Origin of the sequence: Streptomyces sp. NPDC046939 (assembly GCF_040644575.1) — a bacterium.
In the GTDB taxonomy this organism is placed as follows: Bacteria; Actinomycetota; Actinomycetes; order Streptomycetales; family Streptomycetaceae; genus Streptomyces.
The window spans coordinates 1-25,210 of record NZ_JBEYWV010000037.1; the positions used below are offsets into that span (position 1 = coordinate 1).

The following is a 25,210-nucleotide window of genomic DNA, read 5'->3' on the forward strand; positions in this document are numbered from 1 at the left end:
CTGGCCGAAGGTGCGCCGCAGATCCGTCGACCAGACACTGGGGGCGGGCGAGCCGTGTCCGTCGGACATCGCCGGCCACTCCTGGGCCCTGACGGCGCGGGCGTAACAGACGGCATCGGCCTGCACCTTCGCCCGCTGCTTCGCGGGCGCGTACTCCGCGCTCTCCACGAGCTGGTCCAGGGCGCGGGCCTCCCCGCGCGAGGCGACCTCGGCCTTCCCGTACGAGCCCGAGGCCGTGACCAGAACGAACGCGAGCAGCAGCACGGTCAGGGTGAGCATCGGCCCGACCAGGTCCTTCACCGCCATCCCCTCATCGTCCGCGGTGGTGATCAGCTTGGGTCGCAGCCAGCGGTTGGCCGCCAGACCCGCAAGCAGCGCAACCACGGCGACAACGATCACGAGGACCACGGGGCAACTCCTCCGGTAGCAGGCCAGGGCCCCGGGAGAGAGCCGGGACATGGTGATGATGCCCGCGGCACATGCTCACGCCCCGGCGAGGACCTGCGGTGCCTTCGAACGGGGTACGCCGTCTGCACCGCAGACCGCGAACAACGCCGACCGCCGATGCAGGGGCTCACACACGATGGCGGAGCCGACGGTGGCATTGGCGCCGATGACCGCGAGATTCGTCATGGGATGTCCTGCGCGGTCCGTGGTGCCGCCGTGCGGTGGGTCATGTGAGGGGAGTAAGTGCTCGTCGAGGCTGCTGGTGAGCTTGGCGGTGCTGCTGACCGGGCCGTCCAGGCGGTCGAGACATGGACGGGGGTGCGTGGATGCGGGGGAGGTAAGCGCAGCGGCGCACGGTGCCGCCGAACCCGTCGTCAGCAGCGGGCGAGCGGTTACGGCACGAGGACGATGCGTCCGGGCAGTCCGCGCTGGGCAAGTCGTGCGTGGGCCTCGGCCGCAGCGGTCAGGGGATAGGTCTGGGCGACGCGGGCGAAGAGCACGCCCTGGTCGGCCAGGCGGGCCAGGTCGGCGAGGAGGGCGGCGTCGGACTGGACGCTGACGGCCTCAACGCGGATGCCGCGCTCGGAGATGGGTTGGCTGCCGGGCCACAGGCCGGCGTAGGCGCCGTCGTCGCGGACGGCGGCGAGCGCGGCAGCACCCAGACTGGCGGTGTCCAGGACTCCGTCGAAGGACGCCGGCTCGAAGGTCTCGCCGCGGGCCAGGAAGTGATCGGCGCCGCGGGCCCGGACGAAGTCCTCGAAGGCCGCGTCCCCGGCCCCGGTGACCTTCAGACCCCGCTGGTGGGCCAGTTCCAGCGCGTGGGCACCTACCCCGCCGTTCGCACCGACGACCAGCAGGCTCTGCCCCGGAGCCAGGTCGAGCAGGTCGAGCACCTGGGAAGCGGTCGTGGCGTTCAGCGGCAGCGTGGCGGCATGCACGTCGTCGAGAGAGGCGGGGGACGCAGCGAGGATGCCGGCGTCCACGACGATGTAGTCCGCGTGCGTACCCAGTGGCTTGTGGTGTCCGGTCACCACCGCGAAGACGCGCTCACCCACCTTCCAGTCGGCCTTGGGGCCGACGGCATCGACCACACCGGCCACATCGAAGCCGAGCCCGACAGGGCCCTGGCCGCCGAAGACACCGGAGCGCATGGCGACATCCACCGGGTTGATCGCTGCAGCCTTCACCTTGACGCGCACCTGCCCTTCACCCGGTTCAGGGAGGGGGTGCTCGGTGACCTCGACGGCCTCAGGGCCTCCGAAGCGGGAAACGGTCGCGGCGCGCATGCTCACCCCCACCCTGCGCCAGCTCCAGCGCGACGGGCTGGTCACCCGCACCGCCTACCCCGAGGTGCCCCGCGCGTCGAATACGCCCTGACCGACCTCGGCACCACCCTGATCGACGCCGTCACCGCCCTCATCGACTGGGCCGGCACCCACCACGACGTGATCACCGCGAATCGCGCCCGCTACGACAGCGAAGCAGCCGCCGACTGATGCGCGCAGCTCCTCGATCAGTCGGCTCTGGACAACTCGCGCGGCGAGCCTCGAGCTGCCGCTGCATTACCTCCGTATGGAGACAGTGGAACAGCAGCTCATGAACCGTTTGAAGAGGTTCCGCTGTGCCGAGACGCGATGATCGCTGACTGCCCGACAACTCACAACGACACCGATCGGGGTACGCGGCACAGCTATCGTCAACCCTCGCCAGCAGCGCCTCAAAAAAGCGTGGGCAGGACCTCGGAGCGTCCGGTGGTGTTCCGTTCCCCCACAGGCTGTCGGGGACCCAGTACCCCGAGCGCACATGGTACTTCTGGCAAATGTGCGCATGCGGGCCCGGCGCCCGGACACCTCGCCCCGGACGCCGGACCCGCCCCTCATGGGCGGCCGTGCGCAGCCCCTCCCGGCGTGACGCGCAACGCGCTGACCGGCCGGATGTTCAACCCTCTGCGGCCGCCGTCCTTCGGCCGCTGCACAGGAGGACCAACGGACAGGGGAGCCGGCCAGGAGGCCCACGACATCAGCTCACGCGGGCCCGCAGCGGCTGCGCAGCAGCTTCACACCGTCGCCGTCGAGGTCGTCGCAGTACGTCTCGCGTCCGGTCATGGCCATTACCAAGGCCAGGGTGGGCCCGGACACACGCGGTCCGGAACCGGTCGTGAACGGGCCGTCAGTCGCGACGAGTTCAAGCCCGCTAATTCGTTTCTTGGCAACCACTACGAGATCCGAGCCCTGGTAGTAGTCGGCCACCAGCGTGACGACCTCCATCGGATAGTCACGACGGACACCCAGCGGACGCCGGATGTCTTCTCCGTGCACGATCGTCTCGCCCAGCATGGCGATGGCAGGCAGGGGAGGTTTGGTCTCGCTCGGAACGATCTGCCGGAACCGCTCCAGGGTCTCAGCCGGGGTCGTGCCCAGCTGCTCTGCCAGCCGCATGGCCACCTGCTTGTCGAAGTCGAACCGGCAGCGGATCACTCCCGCCAGCCAGCGCACGGTGTTCAGACTCGCGCCCGCGGTGAGATGCGCCAGCACCTCACGCACCGTCAGGCCGGAGCACAACGAAGGCGTAGCCCACTGCTCGGCCGTCAGACCTGCGGCATCGGCCGCCAGCGCCGCCCGCTCGGTGCGGATCAGGGGCCAGATCCCGGTTTTACGGGCGCGGCCAGCTGTCAGCTTCGGATCAGTCATACGGGCAGGTCTCCTGTCACGGACGGCGGTCCACATCTTCCCGGACCGGCACCGGTGGGCGTCCGGAGGCCGGTTCGGAACTGAGGAAAAGGCGCAGGACGTCCACGGGAGGTATGCCTGTGCGGTCGGTGCGTGGTGCCAACGCCCTCGGGCGGCCCAGGCAGGTGGTGGGCGGCCGCCCAGGACAGTGGTGTCCGCATACGCCTGCTGTCCGTCACCGGGCGTTTCCGTGTGCCTGCCGGGCGGCCCCGTACGAGCGCGCGCCGCGGTCCCGTTCCAGGCGGATCAGGACGATGCCGTAGGCGACGACCCAGACCACCCACAGGAGCCAGCCGGTGAGGCCGAGGAGGCCGAAGGGGCCGCTGTGATCGATCACCAACGGGGTGAGGGTGGCCGAGGTGAACAGCAGGACAGCCGAGGCCAGCCCCAGGACGTGGTGCCAGACCCGGATGATCCCGGCATGCCGACCGCCGATGGACAGTCCGACCAGGGCGAGGGCGAGGAAGGTGCCGTTGAGGGTGAACAGCGCGTCGTGCACAGCCCACAGGCCGACGGATGCCTCGGTGCCGTCCGCAGCCGTCGATGCCAGGGCGAGACGGATCGCGATCACTGCGGAGAAGGCGGCGTTCTGCAAGATGATGCCGGCGAATCCGAGCAACGACCATGCCTCGTTGCGCGCTCTCTCGGACTGCCACAGGGCGCGGACCGCGCCCGCGCCGAACAGTGTGGCCAGGCCCCAGGCGGCGGGTGTGAGCAGGGAACTGATGCCGACCAGGTCGCCCTTGGTGCTGAAGAACGCGTCGACGGCACCGGGATCAGCGCCGGTGCGTGGCAGGCCGGCGGGGACCACGATCACGTTGCCCATGACGATCAGGAGGGCGAAGCCGAGGGCGGCAATGCCGCTGATGCGGAAGAAGCCCGGGGTGGGGATGACGGGCAGAGCTGGTTTACGTAGCATGTATTCACTATAAGCACCGTCAACCTAATGGGAAGGCCTGTTGTTGTGAGTGATGAGCCGGTCCGGCGCCGCTACGACTCGCTGCGCCGGACAGCACAGGCGCAGCAGACACGTGCGGACATCGCCCGTGCCGCACGGCGGCTGTTCGTCTCCCGGGGCTGGGCGGCGACCACCGTCCGCGACGTGGCACGGGAGGCCGGGGTCTCCGTACCGACCGTCTACGCGGCGTACGGGAACAAGACCGGACTGACCCGGGCGCTGGCCGACGCGGCGGACCTGTCGGCCGACGTGGCACAGCTGGTCGCCGAACTGGAGAGCCCGGCGGCCGATCCCGCTGCGCAGCTGGCGGCGATGGCCGCCTACGATCGACGGCTGTTCCAGCGCGCGGGCGACATCATCACCCTGGTGCGCGAGGCAGGACGCAGCGAACCGGAACTCGCGGCCTTCTACCGCGACAGCCGCGGGCGTGCCGACACGGCCCGAATCCAGGTGTTCTCAACCTGGTCGGCCGACGTCCTCCGGCACGGCCTGGACATCCAGTCCGCCACGGACGTCTACGGAGCCCTGTGCAACATCGACGTCTACACCGAACTCGCGGTCGAACGCGGTTGGTCCCCCGACCGCATCGAGCAGTGGTGGCGACAAGCACTGGTTCGCGAACTCCTGGCCTGAACCGGTTCCTTCCGTCCGGCTGACCCGGTTCCCCTCTCAAGGAGCGACCTGGTGACACAGCGTTGACCGACTGTGTGGGGCCGGCCTCATACTCGGTGCGCAGCAACGCGTCACAACGCGGGCGGGGACCTGCTCGGTTGTCTGCCCGGACCCTTTCACACTGCGGCTGATACGAGTGGCCGGTCTGACGAAACATCTTCGACCAGCAGCCACACCGGAGGGCGCCCTCGCAACGTCAGACCGACCGTGGACGCGGCTTTCGACCCTTCCGGCCCCGGCCCTTCCCTTCCCTGGCCGGGCCGCGTCACCGCGGCCTGCATGGTGCGCCGGACAGCACTGTCGCGGCTTCCCTGGGAGCGCAGAGGCCCAGCTGGACGTGGCCGTCGCAGGGGCGTTGCAGTTGCAGACCGTCACCTGTGGACTGGGCGCCCAAGTGGTGGCTGTACCACTTCCCGGGGATGACGCTCTGAGCTGAGTCCGGGAGTCACCCGCAGCGCTTTCTGGCATGCGCCTAGTGTGTCCGCATGTCCTCGACAGAGATGCCCTCATTGGTGCTGCACGGCAGACGCCGTGCTTCTGCTCGGCTGCAGGATGCGGTGGTGCTGTGGGAGGCGGAGGGCGTGCGGCGGCGAATACCGGTGGCGGCGATAGAGCGGGTCGACGTTGACGGCGTCAACAGCCGGGAGCTGGCCATTGTGCTGACGGGCGAGGAGCCGGTGGTGTACCGCCTCAGGTGTCGTAGTGATCTCGCCGTGCAGGAGTTCGCGCAGACCCTCCGCCGTGCACTGCCCGTACGGGACTTTGACGAGCCGCGACCGGATGGGGCGGGGCTGGTGACCGAGCATGCACCAGAGCGGGCGGCCTCCGTCGTAGGCCGCCCGCTCTGGTGGATGCTCGGGAGCGGCTATGTTCTGGTCCTCGTGCTGCTGCTGGTGAGGGGCATTGCCGGGTTGGTTCCGGGGCTCTTGTGGGCGGTGGCTCCCGCAGTGATGGCGGCCGGGGTGGTGGGCGTCCACGGCGGCTGGCAATTCCTCCGGCAGGCCTGGGTGCTGAGGACCCGGGGAATCACCGTGGTGGGACGGCGGCAGCGGTCACACTGGTACAACGGCGTCGAGCAGCACACCTATGCGTACGTCGACAGCCGCGGTGTACGGCGTGAGCACACGAGCTCGATCGGGGGCGCCGAGCGGGCCGAGATCACGTACGACCCCGCGGACCCTGATTGCACCAAGATCGGTCACCGTACGACAGGACAGCTCGTGTTCGGCGCCGTGCTTGCCCTGCTGGCCGGTGCTGTTCTGCTGACCGGTGTCGCGTTCGTAGTGGTGGGGGCAGTGGCACTGGCCAAGTAATCCTGTCCTGGCCGGTTGGGCTGATGGAAGACACAGGACGAGCAGGGCGACGTCGTCGGGGTAGTGCTTCGGTGAGCAGGCCGGCCAGAGGTTCGTCGCTCAGCAGGGGCAGGGGTGCGATCGCCTAGACGTGACGGCGCAGGAACTCGATCTGGTCCGCAATGACGGTGTCGAACAGGGGCTCGACATAGGGGTCGAAGTGGCCACCCTCGTAGACGCGGACGGTGGAGCGCCGCATCTTGCCCGCCGCGCGTTCGGCGACGCGCTTGGGAGTGATGGCGTCTTGCGCGACGATCTGGACGAGGACCGGGCACGTGATGTTCCCGGCCCAGCGCTGGGGTGAGTAGAGGCCGATCTTCAACGCGATGCGGGCTGCCACGGTGTGGGGGTAGGCGTCCTCCTTCAGCCCCGACTCGCGCAGGAGCGTGTGCATGCCTGGATAGGCGTCCGGCGAGGCCATCATCGCGGTGCGGCCGGGACGGTCGACGCTTTTGACGTACACCGGCTGACGACCGAGCAGGGCCGCGATCGTGTCACGCATCCCGGGCACGGCGACCCTGAGAGCAGCGCGCAGACCGGTGGACCCCACCGCTGCCGGGCCGCTGACGTGCGGAACCTGAGCGATGACGGCGGCCAGGGGCTCTCCTTGGCCGGCGATGGTGATGACGTGGCCGCCGGCGAACGACGTCCCCCACGCCACGACTCGGGTGTGGTCGACCCCTTCGAGCGACCTGGCGTAGCGGAGGGCGGCGCGCCAATCCTGGTGCTGCATAGCGATGTCCAGGACCTGGCGCGGCTCGCCCTCGCTGTCCCCGAAGTTGCGGTAGTCGAAGACCACGACGGCGTATCCGGCGGCGGCGAAGCGCTCGGCGTAGGCGTAGAGGCGTAGCGCACGTACCGAGCCGAAGCCGTGGGCCATCACGATGACGGGCAGCGGCCGATCCGCGGCGGTGGGCCGGTAAAGGCGCGCTGCGCAGCGGGTACCGCTGGAGTCGAACCACTCCTCCGACGTCGTGAACGTGCCGTTGAGCGGCTCGGCCATGGTGCACTCCTCATCTGATCGTCGCGGAGGGGCCGGGGGGCCCGTGAAACACGCCGGTGTGCTGGTGATCCTCATGGTGCACGGCGTGGTCTCCGTCCTGGCGAGGCGCCCAGACTCGTTGGTGCACAAGGAGAAGTCCTCGGTCGGACACACCAAAAAGAGCGGCCCGTGCCGTCGTCGTGGACCAATGCGTGCTCAGTCGTGCGAGGATCCAGTGGAGATTACGGAGATCACGGAGATCGTGGGAGCACAGCGGATCCGAGCCAGCGACATGCGGCGAGCGCGAGTTCGAGGTCGAGCCGGTCCTCGTCGATCGGCCGCCCCCGCATCCGCACTGCTTTGTCCACCCGGTACTTGACCGTGTTCTTGTGCAGGTGGACCTTGGCGGCGGTCGCGACGAAGCTCTGGTTCTCCTGAAGGAAGACGGCGAGGGTTTCCCGCAGCCGCTCGACACCTTCGTCGTCCTGCGCAAGTCCCCCGAGCATCGATGTGACGAGGTCGCGGGCGATGGTGAGGTCGCCTGCCAGAATCGCGGCCGCCCGGACTCCGGGGGCGGTGAACGAGGTGATCCGGCGGGCTCGATCGGCTCCGATGACGGCAACCTGGTGAGCTTGCAGTGCCTGGCGGAGGGTCGCGCGGAAGCCCGCGAGTCCGGTCCCGACCGCGCCGATCGCCGCCTTCACTTCATCCCCCGCCTCACCAAGGACTCGGGCCAGGCGGTCGAGGTCGATGCTCGCCCCTGCGTGCAGCGGCACCCACCCCCAGCCGAGCGAGCGGTCCTGCGGGACGAACAGCGGCGCCGACTGCGAACCGACCTCCTGGGCTATCGCGCTGGTCAGCTGCGCAAGACGCTGCAACGGGCTCGGCGAGGCCACCCGTTCGTCCGCCCAGAGGACGAGTCCGAGGTGTTCCTGGCGGAGTCGGTAGCCCAGTACCTGCTCCGCCGTGGCCACGTCCACCTCGTCTCCGGCGAGGAGCGCGCTCAGCGTGGCCGTACGGATCGTGTTGCGATTCGCCAGCCACCGCTCCCGCTCGGTCTCGTACTCCTGCACCACCTGCTCGGAGACCCGGTCGATGTAGGCGAAGGCGGTCTCCTGGAGCATCTGCAACGCGGCGAAGGAAACCCTGCCGTCCGGCTCGACGCCGGCCAGCTCCCCGGCCACCCACTCAAGGGCGCGCCGGTGACCGAGGCGGTATGCGCGCAGCAGGGCGTTCGAGGAGACCTCGCGTTGCGCGAGACGTCGCGCGTATTCGACGGCCGGCCACGGCGCTTCGACCGTGTCGACCGGGACCCCGTACTGCGCGACGTGGAAGAAGGTCTTCACGTTGCTCTCCACACTCGCGTAGAGGAGGTCGAGCAGCAGATGGTCTCCGCGGAGCTCCGAGATCGACTCGGCGAGCTCGACCTGCAGCACGCGCGCCACGTCGTCGAGCTGCGCGCTCGTGGCCGCGGCGATGTCCGCGACGCGGGCGGCCGCGCGGCGGGCGATGTCCTCGCGGTCCGCCGAGGAATTCATGGTCGGCCTTTCGTCGTGCGTCGGTCCCCGGGCACAGGGTGCGCGGCGGGCTCCTGGATTGTCGCTGCTCGAACCGCAGCCAGAAGTCCGTACGGAGACCAATCCCGACCGACTCTTTTGGTTCGCGCGCACAGTGTCCCAGGTCTCACCGACTCCTTACAGTCCGTGCGTCCGGATCGCGTGAGGCGGCCTCGGAAGCCGACGGCGCGCCGACCCTGGCGGGGCAGCGACCGATGCGTGCCGCCCGGACCACCACCACGAGGAGCACTTATGGGCTTCATCAAACCGTCGCCGCCGCCGGTCGAGCCGGCGGCCTTCCTGCGGCTTCCCCTGCGCGAGCGCGTTCGTGTCCTCAGCACCCACTGGGTCGACGACGGGTTCGGCACACCGCGCGTGCTGCACCTCGTCTACATCGTCAAGATGCTCGGCCTCTACTTCGGTGTCGGCATCTGGATCGCGTCGGCCACGTCCGGTATCGAGTTCAGCGACGTCGGCTCCTGGTACCACGACATCGTCGTGTACCAGAAGCTGGCCGTGTGGTTGATGCTGCTCGAAGTGATCGGACTCGGCGGCGCGTTCGGCCCCCTGTGCGGCCACTTCCGCCCGATGATCGGCAACATCCGGTACTGGATCCGTCCCGGCACCCTCCGCATGGCGCCCTGGGGCAGCCGCGTGCCGCTCACCGGCGGCGACGAGCGCACCTGGTTCGACGTCGTGCTCTTCGTCGGCGTGCTCGCCAGCCTCGTCTACCCGCTGGCCGCGCACGCCGAGCCCGTGCCGAGCGAGTTCCTTCCGGCAGGCACCGGCACGCAGGAGCTCATCGCCCCGCACTGCTTCATCCCCGTTCTCGTCCTCATGCCCCTGATGGGCCTGCGCGACAAGGTCGTCTTCCTGGCCGGCCGCTCCGAGCAGTACCTGCCGATCATGCTGTTCTCCGCGCTGCTTGGGTCCATCGGCGGCCCCGCGGACTTCGTCGACCTCGTCGTGGTCTTCAAGATCGTCATCTGCGTCGTGTGGATCGGCGCGGGCGTGTCCAAGTTCGGTGCCCACTTCGAGAACGTCGTGCCGCCGATGGTCTCCAACAGCCCGGCCATGCCCGGACGAGCCGTCAAGCGACTGCACTACCGCGACGCCCCGAACGATCTGCGCCCCTCCCGCGTCGCCTGGTTCATGGCGCACGTCGGCGGCACCGCCGTCGAGATCATCGTCCCGATCACCCTGCTACTCACGACGAGCGCGACCGTGGCCCTGGTCGGCGCGCTCTGCATGCTGGCCTTCCACATCTTCATCACCTCGACCTTCCCGCTCGCCGTCCCACTGGAGTGGAATGTCTTCTTCGGGTTCATCGCGATCGTCCTGTGGGTCGGGTTCGACCCCGGCACGTACAACGTCTGGAACTTCTCCGAACCCCTGCTGCTCATCCCCGTCTTCGCGCTGCTGCTGTTCGGGCCGGTCCTGGGCAACCTGCGTCCCGACCTCGTCTCCTTCCTCCCCTCGATGCGCCAGTACGCGGGGAACTGGGCCTCGGCCGTATGGGCGATGAAGCCCGGCGTGGAGGAACGGCTCAACGAACTGCCCGGCGTGGAGAACCAGATCGACCAGCTGCAGCGCATGCTTCCCACTCCGTACGAGCGCGACGACGCCGAGATGACGTTGCAGAAGGCGCTCGCCTGGCGCTCGATGCACAGCCAGGGGCGCGGCCTGTTCTCGCTCCTCTACGCGCACCTCGACGACATCGAGACACGCACCGTCCGCGAGGGCGAATTCGTGTGCAACATCATCCTCGGCTTCAACTTCGGCGACGGCCACATGCACGACGCCCGCCTCGTCGCGGCCGTACAGAAACGCCTCGGCCTCGAACCCGGCGACCTGGTCGTGGTCTGGGTCGAGTCCCAGCCCATCCACCGGCGCACCCAGCAGTACCAGGTGATCGACGCCGCGCTGGGCGTCGTCGAGCGCGGGACGTGGAACGTCGCCGACTGCGTGGCGGAGCAGCCGTGGCTGCCAGGCGGCCCCGTCCCGCTGAACGTCACCTGGACCGCACCCGGCTACCACCGCCCGCAGCCCCTCGGCGCGCACCCGACGAACCGTCCCGACGAGACACCCGTCTGACCCCTCGTTTGCTGCCCCCTTTCCTCGAAGGACGCCTCATGCATTTCGCCACTCTCCCCTCAAGGCGCGCCGACGCCTGGCCCGACAGCCCATGCCTGTCCGACGAAACAGTCGGCACGCTCACCAACCGGGCCTTCGCGGCACGAGTCGAGGCCGCCTCCCGCGTGCTGGCGGCCCACGGGGTGACGCGCGGCACGGTGGTCGCGATCCGCTTGCCGAACCGGACCGACCTCGTGATCGCACTCTTCGCCGCCTGGCGCCTCGGCGCCGCCGTCACACCGGTGAACCCCGCCCTGGCCGGTGCTGAAGTCGAGTACCAGGTCGCCGACTCCGGTGCGCGCGTGCTCGTCACCCACGACGGCCTTTCGCTGAACGGCGTCACGACGCTCGCTCCCGAGGACCTCACCGCGATTGGTGCAGGAGTCGACGTGAGCCCGGTCGACCCGGACCTCGACGACCTGGCCCTGCTCGTCTACACGAGCGGCACCACCGGACGCCCTAAGGGCGTCGAGCTCACCCACGCCAACCTCGACGCGATGACGGCGGCGATGGTCGAGGCGCTGTCGCTCGACGAGCGCGACCACAGCCTGCTGATCCTGCCGCTCTTTCACGTGAACGGCATCGTGGTCAGTGTCCTGTCGCCCCTGCGCGCGGGCGGGCAGGCGACCATCGCCGGACGCTTCGACCCGCACACCTTCTTCGCGACCCTGGAGACCGCGCGTCCCAGCTACTTCTCAGCAGTCCCGGCCATCTACACGATGCTCGCGAACCTGCCCGCGGAGATCGAACCGGACACCAGCTCGCTTCGCTTCGTCGCCTGCGGAGCAGCTCCGATGCCGGCCGCGCTCATCAGCCGGATCGAGGAACGCTTCGGCGTGGTGGTCGTCGAGGGCTACGGGCTCTCCGAGGGCACCTGCGCCTCGACGAGCAACCCGCTCCACGGTGTCCGCAAGCCCGGCACGGTCGGCGTCGCCCTCCCCGGCCAGACGGTCGCCGTCATGGCCCCGGACGGCACCCTGCTGCCGTCCGGCGAGCCCGGCGAGGTCGTCATCCAGGGCCCCACGGTCATGCGCGGCTACCTCAACAAGCCCGAGGAGACCGCGCAGGCCCTCAAAGACGGCTGGCTGCACACCGGCGATGTCGGTGTCCTCGACGAGGACGGCTACCTGCGTATCGTCGACCGGATGAAAGACATGATCATCCGCGGTGGCGAGAACATTTACCCCCAGGAAATCGAGCGCGCCCTCCACGCACACCCCGCCGTCCTCGAGGCCGCGGTCGTCGGCCGCCCCCACCCCGTCATGGGCGAGGAGCCCGTCGCGTTCGTCGCCCTGAAGGAGGGCACGTCCCTCGACGAGGACGAGCTCATCGCCTTCCTGACACAGCGCATCGCGAAGTTCAAGCTGCCGACCTCGGTGACCTTTGTCGACGAGGTGCCGAAGAACGCCCTCGGCAAGTTCGACAAGCCGCGACTGTGCGCCACCGCCACGGCCACGGCCACCGCCACGGCCACGGCCACGGCCACGGCCACGCCAACGAGCTCATCAGCCGTGGGCCCGGACGAGGAGACATCGTGACGACCGCTGTCGTCGTCGGCAGCGGCCCCAACGGCCTCGCGGCCGCGCTCGTACTGGCCGACGCCGGGATCCGGGTGCGCGTCATCGAGGCCGCCGACACCCTGGGCGGCGGCACGCGCTCGGCGGAGCTGACCCTGCCAGGACTCGTGCACGACGTGTGCGCGGCGATCCACCCGCTGGCGATCGCCACACGGTTCTCCAAGGCGTTCGACCTCGCCGAGCACGGCCTGTCGTGGGTGGAGCCGCCAGTGCAGTACTCACACCCGCTCGACCACGGACGCGGCGCCGCCGCCTACCGCTCCGTCGAGGAGACCGGCCGACACCTCGGCGGGCGCGACGGCCGCACCTGGACCCGCGTGTTCGGCTCCCTGAACGACCGTTTCGACACGATCGCCGACGAGTTCCTGCAACCGGTGCTGCACATCCCAAGGCACCCGCTCGACCTCGCCCGTTTCGGACTGTACGCCGGACAGCCCGCATCCCTACTGGCCCGACGCTGGAACGGGGACGAGGCCCGCGCCCTGCTCGCCGGGCTCGCCGCACATGCCTTCCGCCCACTCGACGCCCTCGCGTCCTCGGCCATCGGCGTGGCGCTCGGCACCGCCGCCCACCGGTACGGCTGGGGCGCCGCCGTCGGCGGCTCGGCCGCCATCTCCACGGCGATGATCGCCGCGGCGAAGCAGCGGGGCGTACTGTTCGAGACCGGACGCACGGTCACCGGCCTCGACGAGCTCGGCCCCGTCGACCTCGTCATGCTCGACACCGCCCCCGGCGCCGCGGCCGACATCATCGGCGACCGACTCCCCTGGCACATCGCACGCGCGTACCGCGCCTACCGCCATGGCCCGGGCGCCTTCAAGGTCGACTTCGCCGTCGAGGGCGGTGTGCCGTGGACGCACGAGCCGAGCCGTCACGCCGGCACGGTGCACGTCGGCGGAACCTTCGAGGAGATCGCGTCGGCCGAGGCGACCGTCGCCCGCGGCCGCATGCCAGACCGGCCCTTCGTTCTGGCCGCGCAGCAGTACGTCGCCGACCCGTCGCGGTCCGCTGACGGTGTACACCCGTTCTACACCTACGCCCATGTGCCGGCCGGCTACACCGGAGACGCGACGGAGTCGATCGTCGCCCAGATCGAGCGCTTCGCGCCCGGCTTCCGCGACCGCATCCTCGGCACGGCCGTGTGCAGCACCACCGAGATGTCCCGCAAGAACGCCAACTACGTCGGCGGCGACATCGTGTCGGGCGCCAACGACCCGCTGCAGCTCGTCTTCCGCCCCCGCATCACGCTGCACCCCTACGCCACAGGAGTCGACGGCGTCTTCATCTGCTCGGCCGCCACACCCCCCGGAGCCGGCGCACACGGCATGTCGGGCCACTGGGCCGCACAGGCCGCCCTACGCAAAGTCAGAGCCGCGAAGTAATGGGCCTCCGGTGGCGCGCGAGCTGACGCTGCACTCGTCAACGAAACACGGCCACCAGGCACCGCATGATCAGTTTGAACACCGGTGCGGTCAAGGCCCTGGCCGCCGGGCACAAGGCGCTGAACCTGTTCGTCGGCAACATGGCCCACACCCCCGGCGACCCCTGTGCCTGATGCAGGACGAAGCCGACAAAGATCACCTGCACCGCCGTGTGCTGGCGCTCTCCTCCGTGGTCCTCGACCCACTCGACACCACGGCATCGGCCCCCGTCGGCACCATGATCCGCGACGGCTACGGCTACGGCTCCCCCGACACCTGCCACGCCCTATACTGCGCGCTGCCCAGCGCCGAGTTCACCGGCATGTCGATCCTGCTCGCCGACGACGAGAACGAGAACCGCTACCCCCGGGCGTCGTGGCCATCGACATCCACTCCCCCGGCATGCTCGGCTTCCCCGGAGTCTGAGACGTCTTTCTCGCGACACCCGTTCCGCACGCGTTGGACGTGCGGCATCCGGAGCCAACACCCATTGGCCGTCCAGGCGGGCACTTCGGGTGTTGCAACGGCGCAGAGCGGCGTGCAACCGCGCGCTGGACGACACATCCGATTCGTGCAGGTTGGTTGCATTCTCGGGCGCCGGTTTGTTCATCGTCGATGTCTATGTGGAGGTTGCCGTTGAGAGTCCATGGGTCCCTCTGCCGGGGCAGGTGCTGATCCCGTCGACCTGGGCATGTCCAGCTTCGCTGACATCGCGGTCCGCATCAGCCTTGCCCTGTTCGGGGTAAGGCAGTCGCGGGGTGCGCTCGTTCAGGTCGTCCTGGTGCGTCTGCCCGCGCTCGTCGACGTAGCTCTCCCCCCTCGTCTGCGGTCACGGTCGCCTCTCTCACCGGTGGGTTTCGCGCTCCGGCCGATCGACGACGTCCTTGTCAAGGTCGCGGTGGACCAGTTCGACGGCCAGGGCCCGGTCGGTGAACTGCCGTGCGGCGTCGGCCAGTCCGTACGCGGCGGCCTGCTCGACGTCCCCGGCGAGCACGGCGCGCAGGGCCATGGCGGTGGTGGCGGCGCGGTGGCGTCCGCCGGCGCACTGGGTCACCACGGTGAGGGGTGCCGGGTTCGGCCCCGCGAGGTAGCCCCTCACCTGTAGGGCGGTGGCGGCGAGGACCTCGCGCACGCCCGGGGTCTCCATCACCGTGTTGCGTACGAGCGGGTCGTGGGCGGTGAGCCGGCGCAGGTCGGCGCTGAGGGCGTGCGGATCACGGAAGTGCTCACGCAGGTCGAGCGCGATGGTGGCGCGCTGCAGCACGTCGGCCCACGGGCCCTGGTCCTCATCGTGCAGGCGGCCGATGGACACGATCGTGACGTCCGGGTACGAAGGTTGGTGACCCGCGCCCGCGACGGGTGCGGGGCCGCAGTGCCCGTCACAGCCCTCGGCGTCGTGGATCGTGCAGGTGGAGCGGTGTACGCGCGCGCCGTCGGCGTACCGCTTCCAGCCCTGCGCATCGTGGGGACCGTCAACGTCCGTGCTGCGGTGCTCGGTTTCGGTCCTCATTGCTTGCCTCCGTACAGGTGCGTGCCCAGGGCGTCGGGCACGGTCGTCCTCGTGCTTTGCTGCCGCGCGGCCCTACCCGCCTACCGACCTTTCGAACAACTCCTGCCCCTCCATGCCGAGCTGACGACAAATTGCCACCAAGGCCACCGTCCAACCCCACCCGCCTGACACTGAGTGGACGTTCACCACCCGGTACGGCTCCTACGCTCAGACCACCGAGCTTGTTCTCTCTGGTCACCGTGCGTACACAGCGGCGTGACGCGTGGCGCCCGGCTGCGTTCCTTTTGGGGCGGGTCCGTGAAGGCCCGCGGGGTGCGTGGGCCGCAGCTCAGGTTCGGCGGGCGTGGGTCAGGGCGCGGCGGGCGTGCACGTGCATCCGCCGTGCCGTCTCCCGCTGTCGCAGAGCGCGCGTGCGCAGCGCGACGATCCGTTTGCCGATGTCGTCCAGCGACGCCGCATACGTTGCCTCGTAGTCCTCCTTGGTGTCCTTGGCCTCCGTGGCCGTACCGGTTGGCAGCATGAGCCGACCTCACCGCCTTTATGTCGGGGCCTGTTGTGGCGGCCCGGACCATGTTGCGTACCGGGGCCGGGTGCGGGCTCATGGTGCGCCGCCCTGTGCGGGCCGGAGCTGCGCCGCCGACTGATCCGCAGCTCCGGCCCCTGGGCGCGGTTCCGGGCGCCGGGGACGATGAAGCCGACCCTGGGCAGACGAGTTGGTCAGGCAGGTGCCTGCCGGCTCGCCTCCCACTCTCGTCCTGGGACGTGAACTGGGTCTGCCCGCGGAACGTAGAACCGGGGTCTGCGACGGCACGGAAAACGAAAACACGCAGGCCGGGTGCGGCCCTGGACTCGTCTTCGTGGTGGTCGACGGCCTTGGTCCGCCCGCAATCGTGGCCTGAGTGGAGCCTAGGAGGCGTTGGAGGGCATCGGGTGGCACGTGGCGTCGGGCCGGGCTCCCCCACCGCGTGAAGCTGGTGGGTCTGGGTCCTTTCGCTGTCTGCGGGCACGCAGACGGGGGCCCCGGCTCGATGTCGGCCCCGCGCAGGTTCCTGGCCCCTGAACCGTATCCGCCAAGACGCTGGAGGCGCACCTGCGACTACCCGGCTCCAGCACCACCCGCCGGAGTTTGCTCGGCGGGGGCGGCGAGCTGGACGAGCTGCGGCGCGGGCGCGCAGCAGCCACCACCGTCGGCCTCAGCGGCGTCGGGGGTGTCGAAGAGGCCGGCGCCGCCGCAGACTCCGGTCTCGGGCAGGGTCAGTTCGACGCGGTCGGCCGCCTCGAAGTCGCCGGTGATGGCGGCGGCGACGGAGCGGACCTGTTCGTAGCCGGTCATGGCGAGGAAGGTGGGGGCGCGGCCGTAGGACTTCATGCCGACCAGGTACACGCCCTGTTCGGGGTGGGAGAGCTCGCGGTGGCCGTGGGGGTAGACGGTGCCGCAGGAGTGCTGATTGGGGTCGATCAGCGGCGCGAGCGCGACGGGGGCTTGGAGGCGCTCGTCGAGGCCGAGGCGGAGTTCGTCGAGGAAGGACAGGTCGGGGCGGAAGCCAGTCAGCACGATCGCCTCGTCGACCGCATCGAGGCGGCGGCCGTCCTCGCCGACCAGGACCAGGCGGCCGTCGGCCGCCCGCTCGATCGCCTCGGTGCGGAAACCGGTGACGGCGTCGGCGTGGCCGTCGTCAACGGCCTTCTTCGCGGCCAGGCCGAGGGCGCCGCGGGCGGGGAGCTGGTCGGCTTCGCCGCCGCCGAAGGTGGAGCCGGAGATGCCCCGGCGCAGGATCCACACGCCCTTCGTCCCTGCTCCGTCGTCGGAGGTGGCGAGGTCGGCAAGGTAGGCGAGGGCGGTGAAGGCGGAGGCGCCGGAGCCGATGACTGCGGTGCGTTTGCCCGCGTACCGCGCCCGGACGGCCGGGTCGCTGAGGTCGGGGACGCGGTAGGTGATCCGGTCCGCGGCGGCCTTCTCGCCGAGCGCGGGCAGCCCGCTGCCGCCGGCCGGGGACGGCGTGGCCCAGGTGCCGGAGGCGTCGATCACGGCACGGGCGAAGAGGCGCTCCTCCCGGCCATCGGCGTGGGCGACGTGCACAACGAACGGCTGGGCCTCGCGGTCGGCGTCCACGATCCGGTCCCGGCCCGTGCGGGAGACCCCGGTGACGCGCGCGCCGGTACGGACGCGGTCGCCGAGGACGTCGGCGAGCGGCTGCAGGTACTGCTCCGCCCAGTCACCGCCGGAGGGGTAGGTGGCCGGGTCGGGGCGCACCCAGCCGGCGGGCGCCAGGAGCCTCTCGGCAGCGGGGTCGACGACCTCGCCCCAGGTGGAGAACAGCCGCACGTGCGCCCACTCGCGCACCGCGGCGCCGGCGGTGGGCCCGGCTTCCAGGACCATGAACTCCAGGCCGCGTTGGAGGAGGTGGGCGGCGGCGGCCAGGCCGACGGGGCCGGCGCCGATGACGACGGTCGGCAGGGCGGCGGGCGTGTTCTCGCTCATCACGTTCTCCAAGGGGCGGGTCAGGGAGGCATCGACCTACTGCTTCGACGTCTGTCGATATGAGCGACCTTGCCGTGCGGCATCGACGGATGTCAATATTGATGCGTGTCGAATTCAAGTGTGGTGGAGCTGCCGGTCCTGACCACTCAGCCGGACGAGGCGGTGGGGCCGTGCTGCCCGCCGCTGACCGAGCGACCCTTGAGCGCCGAGGAGGCGGAGCGGACCGCGAAGATGTTCAAGGCGCTCGGGGATCCGGTGCGGCTGCGGCTGCTCTCGCTGGTCGCCTCGCACGAGGGCGGTGAGGCGTGCGTGTGCGACATCTCCGATGTCGGCGTCTCCCAGCCGACCGTCTCCCACCACCTGAAGAAGCTCAAGGACGCGGGCCTGCTGACCTCCGAGCGGCGCGGGACGTGGGTGTACTACCGCGTCGAGCCGAGCGTGCTGGCCGCGATGGGGCAGCTGCTCACCGCAGCGGCCCGCTGAGCCGGACGCAAAAGGGCCGGACGCTCCAAGAGGGTGCCCGGCCGTTGCGTGCGATCGACGCGGTTCAGGACGTGCGGAACCTGCCTCGCCAGGCCAGCGATACGTACACGAGCGCGACCAGGACCGGGACTTCGATGAGCGAGCCGACCACGACGGACAGGGCCTGCCCGGACGTGACGCCGAAGGCGGCTATGACGACCGCGATGCCCAGTTCGAAGTTGTTGCCCGCCGCGGTGAAGGCGAGCATGGCGGTCCGGTCGTAGGCGAGGCCGATCGCCTTGCCGAGCCCAAAGGTCCCGGACCACATCAGCGCGACGTAGACCAGCAGCGGCAACGCGATCCGTGCGACGTCGAGCGGCTCGGTGGCACGGGGCTTGCGGGACGCCGGGGCCGTCCTCCGGGCGCACCACCTTCCTTGCCTGCTGCCTGCTCCCTTCTCTTCCCTCTGCTGCCGTGGGCGGTCAGAGGTGGGTGTGCGGAAGTGTCTTGTGCAGGACCCTGGCGGGCGCTGCGCGGCCCTACAAGAAGCCGCCGCCTCCGCGGCCCGGTTCGAACCCCCAGCGCAAGCACCCTCTTCGGGCTCCACCGCACGGAACTGAAGTGGCTCCAGGCGCAGGAAGTTGATCTGGCTCCACTCTGCGCTCATGGCGGTGCATGGAAATCGGACGTGGAGATAGGGTCCGGTGGGAGGTGTGAGGGAATGAGTTTCCGGCTGGCGGCGTACGCCGTGTGCATCGAGGGCGGGCGGGTGCTGCTCGCCCGTCACGTGCCACCGAAGGGCGAGAGCACCTGGACCCTTCCGGGTGGCAGGGTCGAGCACGCGGAGGATCCGTTCGACGCGGTGACCCGGGAGGTTGCTGAGGAGACCGGCTGTTATGCGGTGGTCGAACGGCTGCTGGGTGTGGACTCCCGGGTGATCCCCGCGGCCGAACGTGCCATCCCCGGCGGGCCAAAACATCACAATGTCGGCGTCTTCTACCAGGTGTGTATCACCGGCGGCCGACTGCGGCCGGAGCCGAACGGTGAGATCGCCGAGTCGGTCTGGACTCCGATTCCCGAGGTCGCTCGCCTGCGCCGGTCATCGCTGGTCGACGTCGGCCTCGCCCTGGCTCAGACACTTCCGGCGACCGGCCACGTCGCTGCCGTCCCGGTCGGCGGCCTGATCCAGCACTGAGGCGCAATCAACCTCCGAACCGGCTGCCCCCAGGCGGCGTCGTTTCACCCCGGACGCGCTTCACCGACGTACCGCTCAAGCCGACCCCACCCCCGCCGACCTGCTGAGCGTCATGAACTGGCACCGGCACAGCGGGACGGACACCGGCCGGTGCAGCCGGACTGGAAGCAGCCGTCTGCGCCGAGCTACTCCTTCCCCTTCTTGATCCTGCGTTCGTACATGGTCCAGGAGACTGCGCTGATCACCACAACTACAACGAGCATGATTGCTCCCGTGGGCCGGAAACCGCTGTCTCCGCCGGAGGCCAAGAAGAAGGTTTCCACACTATTTCCTCCTATTGACGGACGTTTATGTCCAGTCCCGATCAGCAAGCAGTAGACCTTCGCCGCGATCCGGTACCCAGCACCCACGACAGCCCTCCTCCCCCGCGCGAAATACCCCAGGGGGGTATATGGTTGGGTCGGTGAACCGATCCGGCAAGGGGAGCTGACGATGGACCACACCGCGCACCAGCATCAGCACGAGCACGAGCACCATGCTCATCATGGCTCCGGGGCTTCGTGGCGGACCGCCGCTCAGGCGACGTTGCACTGCCTGACGGGCTGCGCCATCGGTGAGATCCTCGGCATGGTGATCGGAACCGCCGCCGGACTGCACAACGCGGCCACCGTCGTCCTGTCCATCGCGCTGGCCTTCGTCTTCGGCTACGCGCTGACCATGCGGGGCGTGCTGCGCGCGGGCCTGCCGGTCCGCCAGGCGCTGAAGGTCGCGCTGGCCGCGGACACGGTGTCCATCGCTGTGATGGAACTGATCGACAACACCGTCATGGTGGGCGTCCCCGGAGCCATCGACGCGGGTCTGTCCCAGGCCCTGTTCTGGGTCTCGCTCGCGGCCTCCCTGGCTGTCGCGTTCGTGCTGACCACTCCGGTGAACCGGTGGATGATCGGCCGCGGCAAGGGTCACGCCGTCGTCCACGCCTATCACTGAGCCAATCATCGTCACCAGCAACGCGGCCGGGCCCCGGGCAGGGGTACCTCCGACCGCGTTTGCGTGTGCCCCCAGCGGCAAGACCGACAGGTACCGGAGGCCGACGCGCGGAGCTTGTCCTGGTCGACGCCTCCGAGTTCATGCGGAGCTCACCCGCTGCATCGAGGAGTGCATCGCCTGTACCCAGGCATGTACGGCGTGTACAGACGCCAGTCCTTCCGAGGAACATCACGCGGGCTGTCCTTCAGGCATACGCTTCGGCGTGGATCCGGCAGTGTTCGTGCATGTCGGCGTGTGAGGCGCATTCGTCGCCGCAGGCCTTGCAGAGCATGGCTACGAAGCGTGCCGGCGCCGGCGCCGTGACATCGTTCCCCGGGGGCGTCACAGCTCTTGGTTCGCACCCCGGTCTTTTCTCCCGGCGCGTCGGACCGGCCGCTCTACCCGGCACCGGCAGTGGCTACGGCCTTCTCGGTGCGCATCGTCAGGAGGGTGATGAGTCCGCCGACGGCGGCGATGACGACGGCCGCGGTGAATGCCGCGCTGAAGCCGTCGGTCAGGGAGGGCAGGTCACCAAGCTTGCCGGCACCCCGGGAGGCGGCCAGAGCGGTTAGCGCCGCCAGGCCGGACCGTGTCACGACCGGTCCGCGAGAGCACGTGCTTGAGCACTGGGCTGCATCAACTCCGTCGGGTCAGCCCGCCGAACCATGGATCATGGATCCGTGATGAGGTGGACGAAGAAGACGGAACCGGCCGAGCAGTCGGATCCCGAGCTCTCAGCGCACCAGCGAGCGATGCGGAACCGGCTTCTCGCGGCCCCCGTGGTGCCCGCTCCTGAACCCTGGCAGCCCGTTTTCGAGTACACCTACGGCGTTGCCGTCGGCGGTCTGCTCGGGATCGGCTTCGCGACGCATCCTGACAGCGGCCATGATCTGGTGATGGTCGTCTCCTCGGACGGTCACGGTCTCTTCGACGCCGTCACCGGAGCCAGGATCGCCAGGGATCGTGATCCCGACCCCGCAGACAGCACGCCCGATGCGGTTGCCGATCTGTCCTGCCCGGGACTGGGTCCGATCACCGGGAGTCGTGTGCACATCGCGGGGCTCTTCGGTGGCGGGTTGCACACCACCACCGGGGACGGCTGGATCCTGGAGGTCATCGCCCCGGCCTGGCCGAACGAGCGCGTCCTGCTGTCCCGCGACGGCGGGCTGCCCCACGCCGGTCCGCACGCCGAGCAGTGGTGGCACATCTTCCACTCGGACTACTCCACAATCCGCACAGCGGGCTTCTCGCCCTCCGGGCAGACCATCGCCGTGGCGACGAGCAGCGACCTTTCCTTGTGGACACGCAGTCCGCGACACCCTGTTCGGTAGCAACCAGGACCCCCCGCCCCCAGCGCGGGAGGGACCGTGAGCCGCCCCGTAATGCCGTGCAGCCGTGCGGGATGACGGGAGACACTGGCACGGTGAAGCAGCTTCAGGAGATCGCGGGATTGGCCAGTGGTGTGCTGGGCGGGAATCTCATCAGCGCCTGTCTTCACGGATCTTCCGTGCTGGGAAGCCTCAGACCAGCCAGCGACGTGGACGTACTACTCATCTCCCGGAGGTCGATGACCGAGCGGGAACGACGGGCGCTTCTCGGTGGCCTGCTCGACATCTCCGGCACCCGGAACGTAACCCGCCCGGTCGAGCTAACCGTGGTCGTCCAGTCCGAGGTCAAGCCATGGCGATACCCTCCGGCCTGCGACTTCCTGTACGGCGAGTGGCTGCGCGCCGAGTACGAGGCCGGGAGGGTCCCCCGGCCGGAGCCCTTGCCCGATCTGGCCTTGCTGATCACGATGGCACTGACCGGTGACCACCCCATCGTCGGCCCGCGGCCGACACAGATCCTCGACCCCGTCCCGCACTCCGATCTGGTCCGGGCAAGCGTGGCGGGCATCCCCGACCTGCTCGACAACCTGGACGGCGACACCCGCAACGTCCTGCTGACCTTCGCGCGCATCTGGACCACGCTCACCACCGGCCAGATCAGACCGAAGGATGCTGCCGCGGACTGGGCCCTCGCCCAACTCACTCCCGAACACCGCCCAGCTCTCGAGCACGCCCGACAGCTCTACCTCAACTGCCGCTACTCCGACGAAACTTGGAGCAAAACCTTGCGGGCCCAGGTCCGTCCGCTTGTAGACCACATGCTCGCCGAGATCGACCGGTTGAGCACCCGCAGTCAGCGGACATGAGAACCGCTCCTGAGATTCTGAGATCCTGACCCCCGGAGCGCTCCGACTGCGCTGGTCACAGCCACTCGTTGATGGCCGCGCTCAGTACGGTCGCCTCGTAGCGGACGGCGAGCCCGTCAGCCCTTCTTGGCAGCTACCGGCGTTATCTGCGTCGGGGCAGGGGCCCGCAACTGTCGGCGGTGCCGATGCAGCCCGGTCTGTCGGCGTCAGGTTTCGGCGAGGAAAGTGTCGATGAGGGTGAACGTGGTGTCGGGGTCCTGCAAGGCAGGCATGTGCCCGGCGCCCGGGATCGTTTCGAACCGGCTGCAGGGGAAGGCGGCCGCGTATTTCTCACCGAATGCCACCGGTACCACCATGTCGTCCTGTCCCCAGATCAGCAGAGCAGGAACGGAGACGCGGGAGAGCCGGCGCAGGAGCTTGGGATCGCTCATCGACGTCCCGGTGTAGGCCAGCGACGCCTGGACGTCGCTCTCGGCGAGTCCTCGGTCGGGGGCGGGGCGCGGCATCGCGATGGTGTGCCCCTCGATGTCGGGACCGATCGCATCCAGCAGCACCAGGTGACTGATCCGGTGTCCGCGATCGCGTACAGCCATCTCCGAGGCGACCCAGCCGCCGAAGGAAGTACCTATGACGATGACATCGTCCAGGACCTCGTCTTCGAGGATGTCGAGATAGGTACTGGCGAGGCTGTCGACACCGGTGAACCACGCGGGGCGCGCAGTCCCGTTCCATCCCGGATGGGTCGGGGCGAGGACGCGCGAGGTGGGGGCGAAGTGGTCGATGAGGGTGGTGACACCGTGCGGCCCGGAACCGCCGTGCAGGAGGAGCACCGGTGGTGTGCCCTTGCCCGTGTCGACGAGCGCGATGTCAAGTTCGTGCTGTGGCTGGATGGTCCGGATGGTGGTCCGGGCGGGGTGAGTGGGCATGTCTACCTCGCAGATCGGGGTCGGGGCGGTCAAGCGTGGTCGTGCCGGGCAGCTGGCCAGCTGGTCAGGACCGTTCCATCCAAACTCGACGCGGACGATGCGAGCGGAGGCGGCGGTCACCGGCCCGCCGGGCCGGTGGTGAAGAACTCGACCATCTGCTCCAGACCGCGCGGGCCGAACATCGTTTCCAGGCTCTCGGCGGAGTCGGCGGCGGCCTCCTCGCTGCGCGGGAAGAGCGCCTTCTCGTAGGCAGCGAGGGCGGCCTCGGTGTCGCCGGGATGGGCGGCGATGGCCAAGGCGAGTTCGGCGCCATCCAGCATGGCCAGGTTGGCGCCTTCGCCCGCGAACGGAGACATCACGTGCGCGGCGTCGCCGAGCAGCGTCACGCCCGGCGCCCGGTCCCAGCGGTGTCCGACCGGCAGGGCGTGGATGCGCCGCGGGGTAATGGTTTCCGCGTCGGCCACCAGGCCCCGCAAACCCTCGTCCCAGCCCTCGAAGTGGGCCAGGACCGCGGCCTTGGCGGCGGTGGGGTCGGTGAAGTCGATGGTGTCGAGCCAGCCTTCGTCGGCCTTGAGCGCGGTGTAGATGTGCAGGCTGCCGTCGGTCTCCCGGTGCGCGAGAAAGCCGCGCTCGTCGCCGAGACAAATGAGGAAGCCGCGGCCGACGATCGCGGCGCTGCGCGGGTGTCGGGTATCGGCATCGCGCAGGTCGGTTTCGACGAACGAGATACCGGTGTAGGCGGGCTTCGCGTCCGAGACCAGCGGCCGCACGCGTGACCAGGCGCCGTCGGCACCGATCAGAAGGTCGGTGGTGATGGCCGAGCCGTCGGGGAAGGTCACCTCGTGCCGGCCGTCGCCCAAGGACCGGGCGCCGGTGACCTTGCGGCCCCAGTGGACCACGCCGTCGGGCAGGGAGTTCAGCAGAAGATCACGCAAGTCCCCGCGGTCCACTTCGGGCCGGTCGCCGGTTCCGTCGTCCTCTTCGGACACCTGCACCGTGCCGTCGGGACCCAGCAGGCGGATGGCCTCACCGCCCGCGTGCACGATCTTGAGGAAGTCGTCGTGGAGGCCAGCGGCGCGCAGCGCCTTCTGCCCGTTGACGGCATGGATGTCGAGCATCCCACCCTGAGTGCGGGCCGCCGCCGACGCCTCCAGTTCGAAGATCGTCGACTCGATGCCGTTGACGTGCAGGACGCGGGCGGCCGTCAGACCACCGAGACCGCCGCCGACGATCGCGACGGGTACGTGGCTGTTACTCATGGTGGCTCCTGGCTCCGAACAAAGTGGGGATCGCCTGTTTGCGGGGAGGGCCGCCGCGCCGCCCTGTCCGAGGAAGGGGCCGTGCACGGCTGGCCGGGAAGGCGGGCGCGTGATCCACTCCACCGTAGCGAACGCGTTCGTCACGAACAAGTTCGTGGCGCGATCACTGATCGCCTCCGCCGTTCCGGCCATGGTGAACGCATGAGGGAATGTCACAATTCCTCAGCCTTCGTGCAGATAGCGGGAGGCGCACCAGCTTGCTCTTGACTCCATGCGGCGTAAGGGGTGGAAACGAGCGAGGGTGGCGGACGGCGGATGCGGGCGCGGGC

Annotated in this window: 23 protein-coding genes and 3 pseudogenes; 12 read left to right on the forward strand and 14 right to left on the reverse strand. The window is 69.5% G+C overall.

Annotated elements, in window-relative coordinates:
• The 3 genes and pseudogenes from ABZ877_RS31955 to ABZ877_RS31965 all read right to left on the reverse strand — a co-directional run.
• Positions 1–408, reverse strand: a pseudogene (locus tag ABZ877_RS31955) (hypothetical protein); the annotation flags it as partial.
• 75 nt (positions 409–483) lie between these two features.
• Positions 484–633: a hypothetical protein gene (locus tag ABZ877_RS31960; RefSeq protein ID WP_361078389.1), complete on the reverse strand. Its 150-nt coding sequence runs from the start codon at positions 631–633 to the stop codon at positions 484–486.
• Between the two features lie 206 nt (positions 634–839).
• The gene (locus ABZ877_RS31965; protein WP_361078391.1) at positions 840–1,733 is read right to left on the reverse strand and encodes an NADP-dependent oxidoreductase; all 894 of its coding nucleotides are present in this window, start codon (positions 1,731–1,733) and stop codon (positions 840–842) included.
• On the opposite strand from ABZ877_RS31965, the pseudogene ABZ877_RS31970 reads away from it, so the two are divergent.
• Positions 1,720–1,943: pseudogene (locus ABZ877_RS31970) on the forward strand (helix-turn-helix domain-containing protein); the annotation flags it as partial. The gene ABZ877_RS31965 and the pseudogene ABZ877_RS31970 overlap by 14 nt on opposite strands.
• 528 nt (positions 1,944–2,471) lie before the next feature.
• Here ABZ877_RS31970 and ABZ877_RS31975 read toward each other — a convergent pair.
• Both ABZ877_RS31975 and ABZ877_RS31980 read right to left on the reverse strand, forming a co-directional pair.
• Positions 2,472–3,137: a maleylpyruvate isomerase family mycothiol-dependent enzyme gene (locus tag ABZ877_RS31975; RefSeq protein ID WP_361078394.1), complete on the reverse strand. Its 666-nt coding sequence runs from the start codon at positions 3,135–3,137 to the stop codon at positions 2,472–2,474.
• A 214-nt stretch (positions 3,138–3,351) separates the two neighbouring features.
• On the reverse strand, positions 3,352–4,095 hold the full coding sequence (locus tag ABZ877_RS31980) for a 2-oxoglutarate/malate transporter (protein ID WP_361078397.1): 744 nt from the start codon (positions 4,093–4,095) through the stop codon (positions 3,352–3,354).
• Positions 4,096–4,140: 45 nt separating this feature from the next.
• On the opposite strand from ABZ877_RS31980, the gene ABZ877_RS31985 reads away from it, so the two are divergent.
• Positions 4,141–4,767, forward strand: a complete 627-nt coding sequence (locus ABZ877_RS31985; protein WP_361078400.1) for a helix-turn-helix domain-containing protein — start codon at positions 4,141–4,143, stop codon at positions 4,765–4,767.
• Between the two features lie 524 nt (positions 4,768–5,291).
• Positions 5,292–6,119, forward strand: coding sequence for a hypothetical protein (locus tag ABZ877_RS31990; RefSeq protein WP_361078401.1), 828 nt, complete (start codon positions 5,292–5,294; stop codon positions 6,117–6,119).
• A gap of 124 nt (positions 6,120–6,243) precedes the next feature.
• Here the strand turns inward: ABZ877_RS31990 and ABZ877_RS31995 are convergent, their stop codons facing one another.
• On the reverse strand, positions 6,244–7,161 hold the full coding sequence (locus ABZ877_RS31995; RefSeq protein WP_361078403.1) for an alpha/beta hydrolase: 918 nt from the start codon (positions 7,159–7,161) through the stop codon (positions 6,244–6,246).
• A gap of 230 nt (positions 7,162–7,391) precedes the next feature.
• A complete protein-coding gene (locus ABZ877_RS32000; protein ID WP_361078406.1) occupies positions 7,392–8,678 on the reverse strand; it encodes a helix-turn-helix domain-containing protein in 1,287 nt (428 codons plus the stop codon).
• A gap of 270 nt (positions 8,679–8,948) precedes the next feature.
• Here ABZ877_RS32000 and ABZ877_RS32005 point away from each other — a divergent pair, with 270 nt between their 5' ends.
• From ABZ877_RS32005 to ABZ877_RS32020, 4 genes are all read left to right on the forward strand, one after another.
• Complete coding sequence (locus ABZ877_RS32005; protein WP_361078409.1) at positions 8,949–10,790, forward strand: DUF3556 domain-containing protein; 1,842 nt, start codon at positions 8,949–8,951, stop codon at positions 10,788–10,790.
• A 38-nt stretch (positions 10,791–10,828) separates the two neighbouring features.
• Positions 10,829–12,367 (forward strand): AMP-binding protein, encoded by a 1,539-nt coding sequence (locus ABZ877_RS32010; RefSeq protein ID WP_361078412.1) that lies wholly within the window; start codon positions 10,829–10,831, stop codon positions 12,365–12,367.
• On the forward strand, positions 12,364–13,788 hold the full coding sequence (locus ABZ877_RS32015) for an NAD(P)/FAD-dependent oxidoreductase (protein WP_361078415.1): 1,425 nt from the start codon (positions 12,364–12,366) through the stop codon (positions 13,786–13,788). Before ABZ877_RS32010 ends, ABZ877_RS32015 begins: the two co-directional genes overlap by 4 nt.
• A 172-nt stretch (positions 13,789–13,960) precedes the next feature.
• Positions 13,961–14,467 carry a hypothetical protein gene (locus ABZ877_RS32020; protein ID WP_361078418.1) on the forward strand — a complete coding sequence of 169 codons (507 nt, stop codon included), beginning with the start codon at positions 13,961–13,963 and terminating at the stop codon, positions 14,465–14,467.
• Positions 14,468–14,671: 204 nt separating this feature from the next.
• On the opposite strand, the gene ABZ877_RS32025 is transcribed toward ABZ877_RS32020, so the two are convergent.
• From ABZ877_RS32025 to ABZ877_RS32035, 3 genes are all read right to left on the reverse strand, one after another.
• Positions 14,672–15,337 (reverse strand): P-loop ATPase, encoded by a 666-nt coding sequence (locus tag ABZ877_RS32025; protein ID WP_361078421.1) that lies wholly within the window; start codon positions 15,335–15,337, stop codon positions 14,672–14,674.
• A gap of 328 nt (positions 15,338–15,665) precedes the next feature.
• Entirely contained in the window at positions 15,666–15,857 is a 192-nt protein-coding gene (locus ABZ877_RS32030; protein WP_361078424.1) for a hypothetical protein, read from the reverse strand.
• Between the two features lie 576 nt (positions 15,858–16,433).
• Positions 16,434–17,819: an NAD(P)-binding domain-containing protein gene (locus ABZ877_RS32035; protein WP_361078427.1), complete on the reverse strand. Its 1,386-nt coding sequence runs from the start codon at positions 17,817–17,819 to the stop codon at positions 16,434–16,436.
• A 105-nt stretch (positions 17,820–17,924) separates the two neighbouring features.
• Between ABZ877_RS32035 and ABZ877_RS32040 the strand changes: the two genes are divergently transcribed.
• Positions 17,925–18,302, forward strand: coding sequence for a metalloregulator ArsR/SmtB family transcription factor (locus tag ABZ877_RS32040; RefSeq protein WP_361078430.1), 378 nt, complete (start codon positions 17,925–17,927; stop codon positions 18,300–18,302).
• A gap of 64 nt (positions 18,303–18,366) precedes the next feature.
• On the opposite strand, the pseudogene ABZ877_RS32045 reads toward ABZ877_RS32040, so the two are convergent.
• Positions 18,367–18,666: pseudogene (locus tag ABZ877_RS32045) on the reverse strand (arsenical-resistance protein); the annotation flags it as partial.
• Positions 18,667–19,002: 336 nt separating this feature from the next.
• Here ABZ877_RS32045 and ABZ877_RS32050 point away from each other — a divergent pair.
• Together ABZ877_RS32050 and ABZ877_RS32055 are read left to right on the forward strand one after the other, a co-directional pair.
• Positions 19,003–19,476: an NUDIX domain-containing protein gene (locus ABZ877_RS32050; RefSeq protein WP_361078433.1), complete on the forward strand. Its 474-nt coding sequence runs from the start codon at positions 19,003–19,005 to the stop codon at positions 19,474–19,476.
• Between the two features lie 492 nt (positions 19,477–19,968).
• A complete protein-coding gene (locus tag ABZ877_RS32055; RefSeq protein WP_361078436.1) occupies positions 19,969–20,463 on the forward strand; it encodes a DUF4396 domain-containing protein in 495 nt (164 codons plus the stop codon).
• A 437-nt stretch (positions 20,464–20,900) separates the two neighbouring features.
• Here the strand turns inward: ABZ877_RS32055 and ABZ877_RS32060 are convergent, their stop codons facing one another.
• Positions 20,901–21,098, reverse strand: a complete 198-nt coding sequence (locus ABZ877_RS32060) for a hypothetical protein (protein ID WP_361078439.1) — start codon at positions 21,096–21,098, stop codon at positions 20,901–20,903.
• 87 nt (positions 21,099–21,185) lie between these two features.
• Between ABZ877_RS32060 and ABZ877_RS32065 the strand changes: the two genes are divergently transcribed.
• Complete coding sequence (locus ABZ877_RS32065) at positions 21,186–21,833, forward strand: hypothetical protein (RefSeq protein ID WP_361078442.1); 648 nt, start codon at positions 21,186–21,188, stop codon at positions 21,831–21,833.
• Positions 21,834–21,925: 92 nt separating this feature from the next.
• Positions 21,926–22,696: an aminoglycoside adenylyltransferase family protein gene (locus ABZ877_RS32070; protein ID WP_361078444.1), complete on the forward strand. Its 771-nt coding sequence runs from the start codon at positions 21,926–21,928 to the stop codon at positions 22,694–22,696.
• Positions 22,697–22,902: 206 nt separating this feature from the next.
• Here ABZ877_RS32070 and ABZ877_RS32075 read toward each other — a convergent pair whose 3' ends face one another.
• Both ABZ877_RS32075 and ABZ877_RS32080 read right to left on the reverse strand, forming a co-directional pair.
• Entirely contained in the window at positions 22,903–23,742 is an 840-nt protein-coding gene (locus tag ABZ877_RS32075; protein WP_361078447.1) for an alpha/beta hydrolase, read from the reverse strand.
• Entirely contained in the window at positions 23,739–24,881 is a 1,143-nt protein-coding gene (locus ABZ877_RS32080; RefSeq protein ID WP_361078624.1) for an NAD(P)/FAD-dependent oxidoreductase, read from the reverse strand. Before ABZ877_RS32080 ends, ABZ877_RS32075 begins: the two co-directional genes overlap by 4 nt.
• Positions 24,882–25,210: the final 329 nt, after the last annotated feature.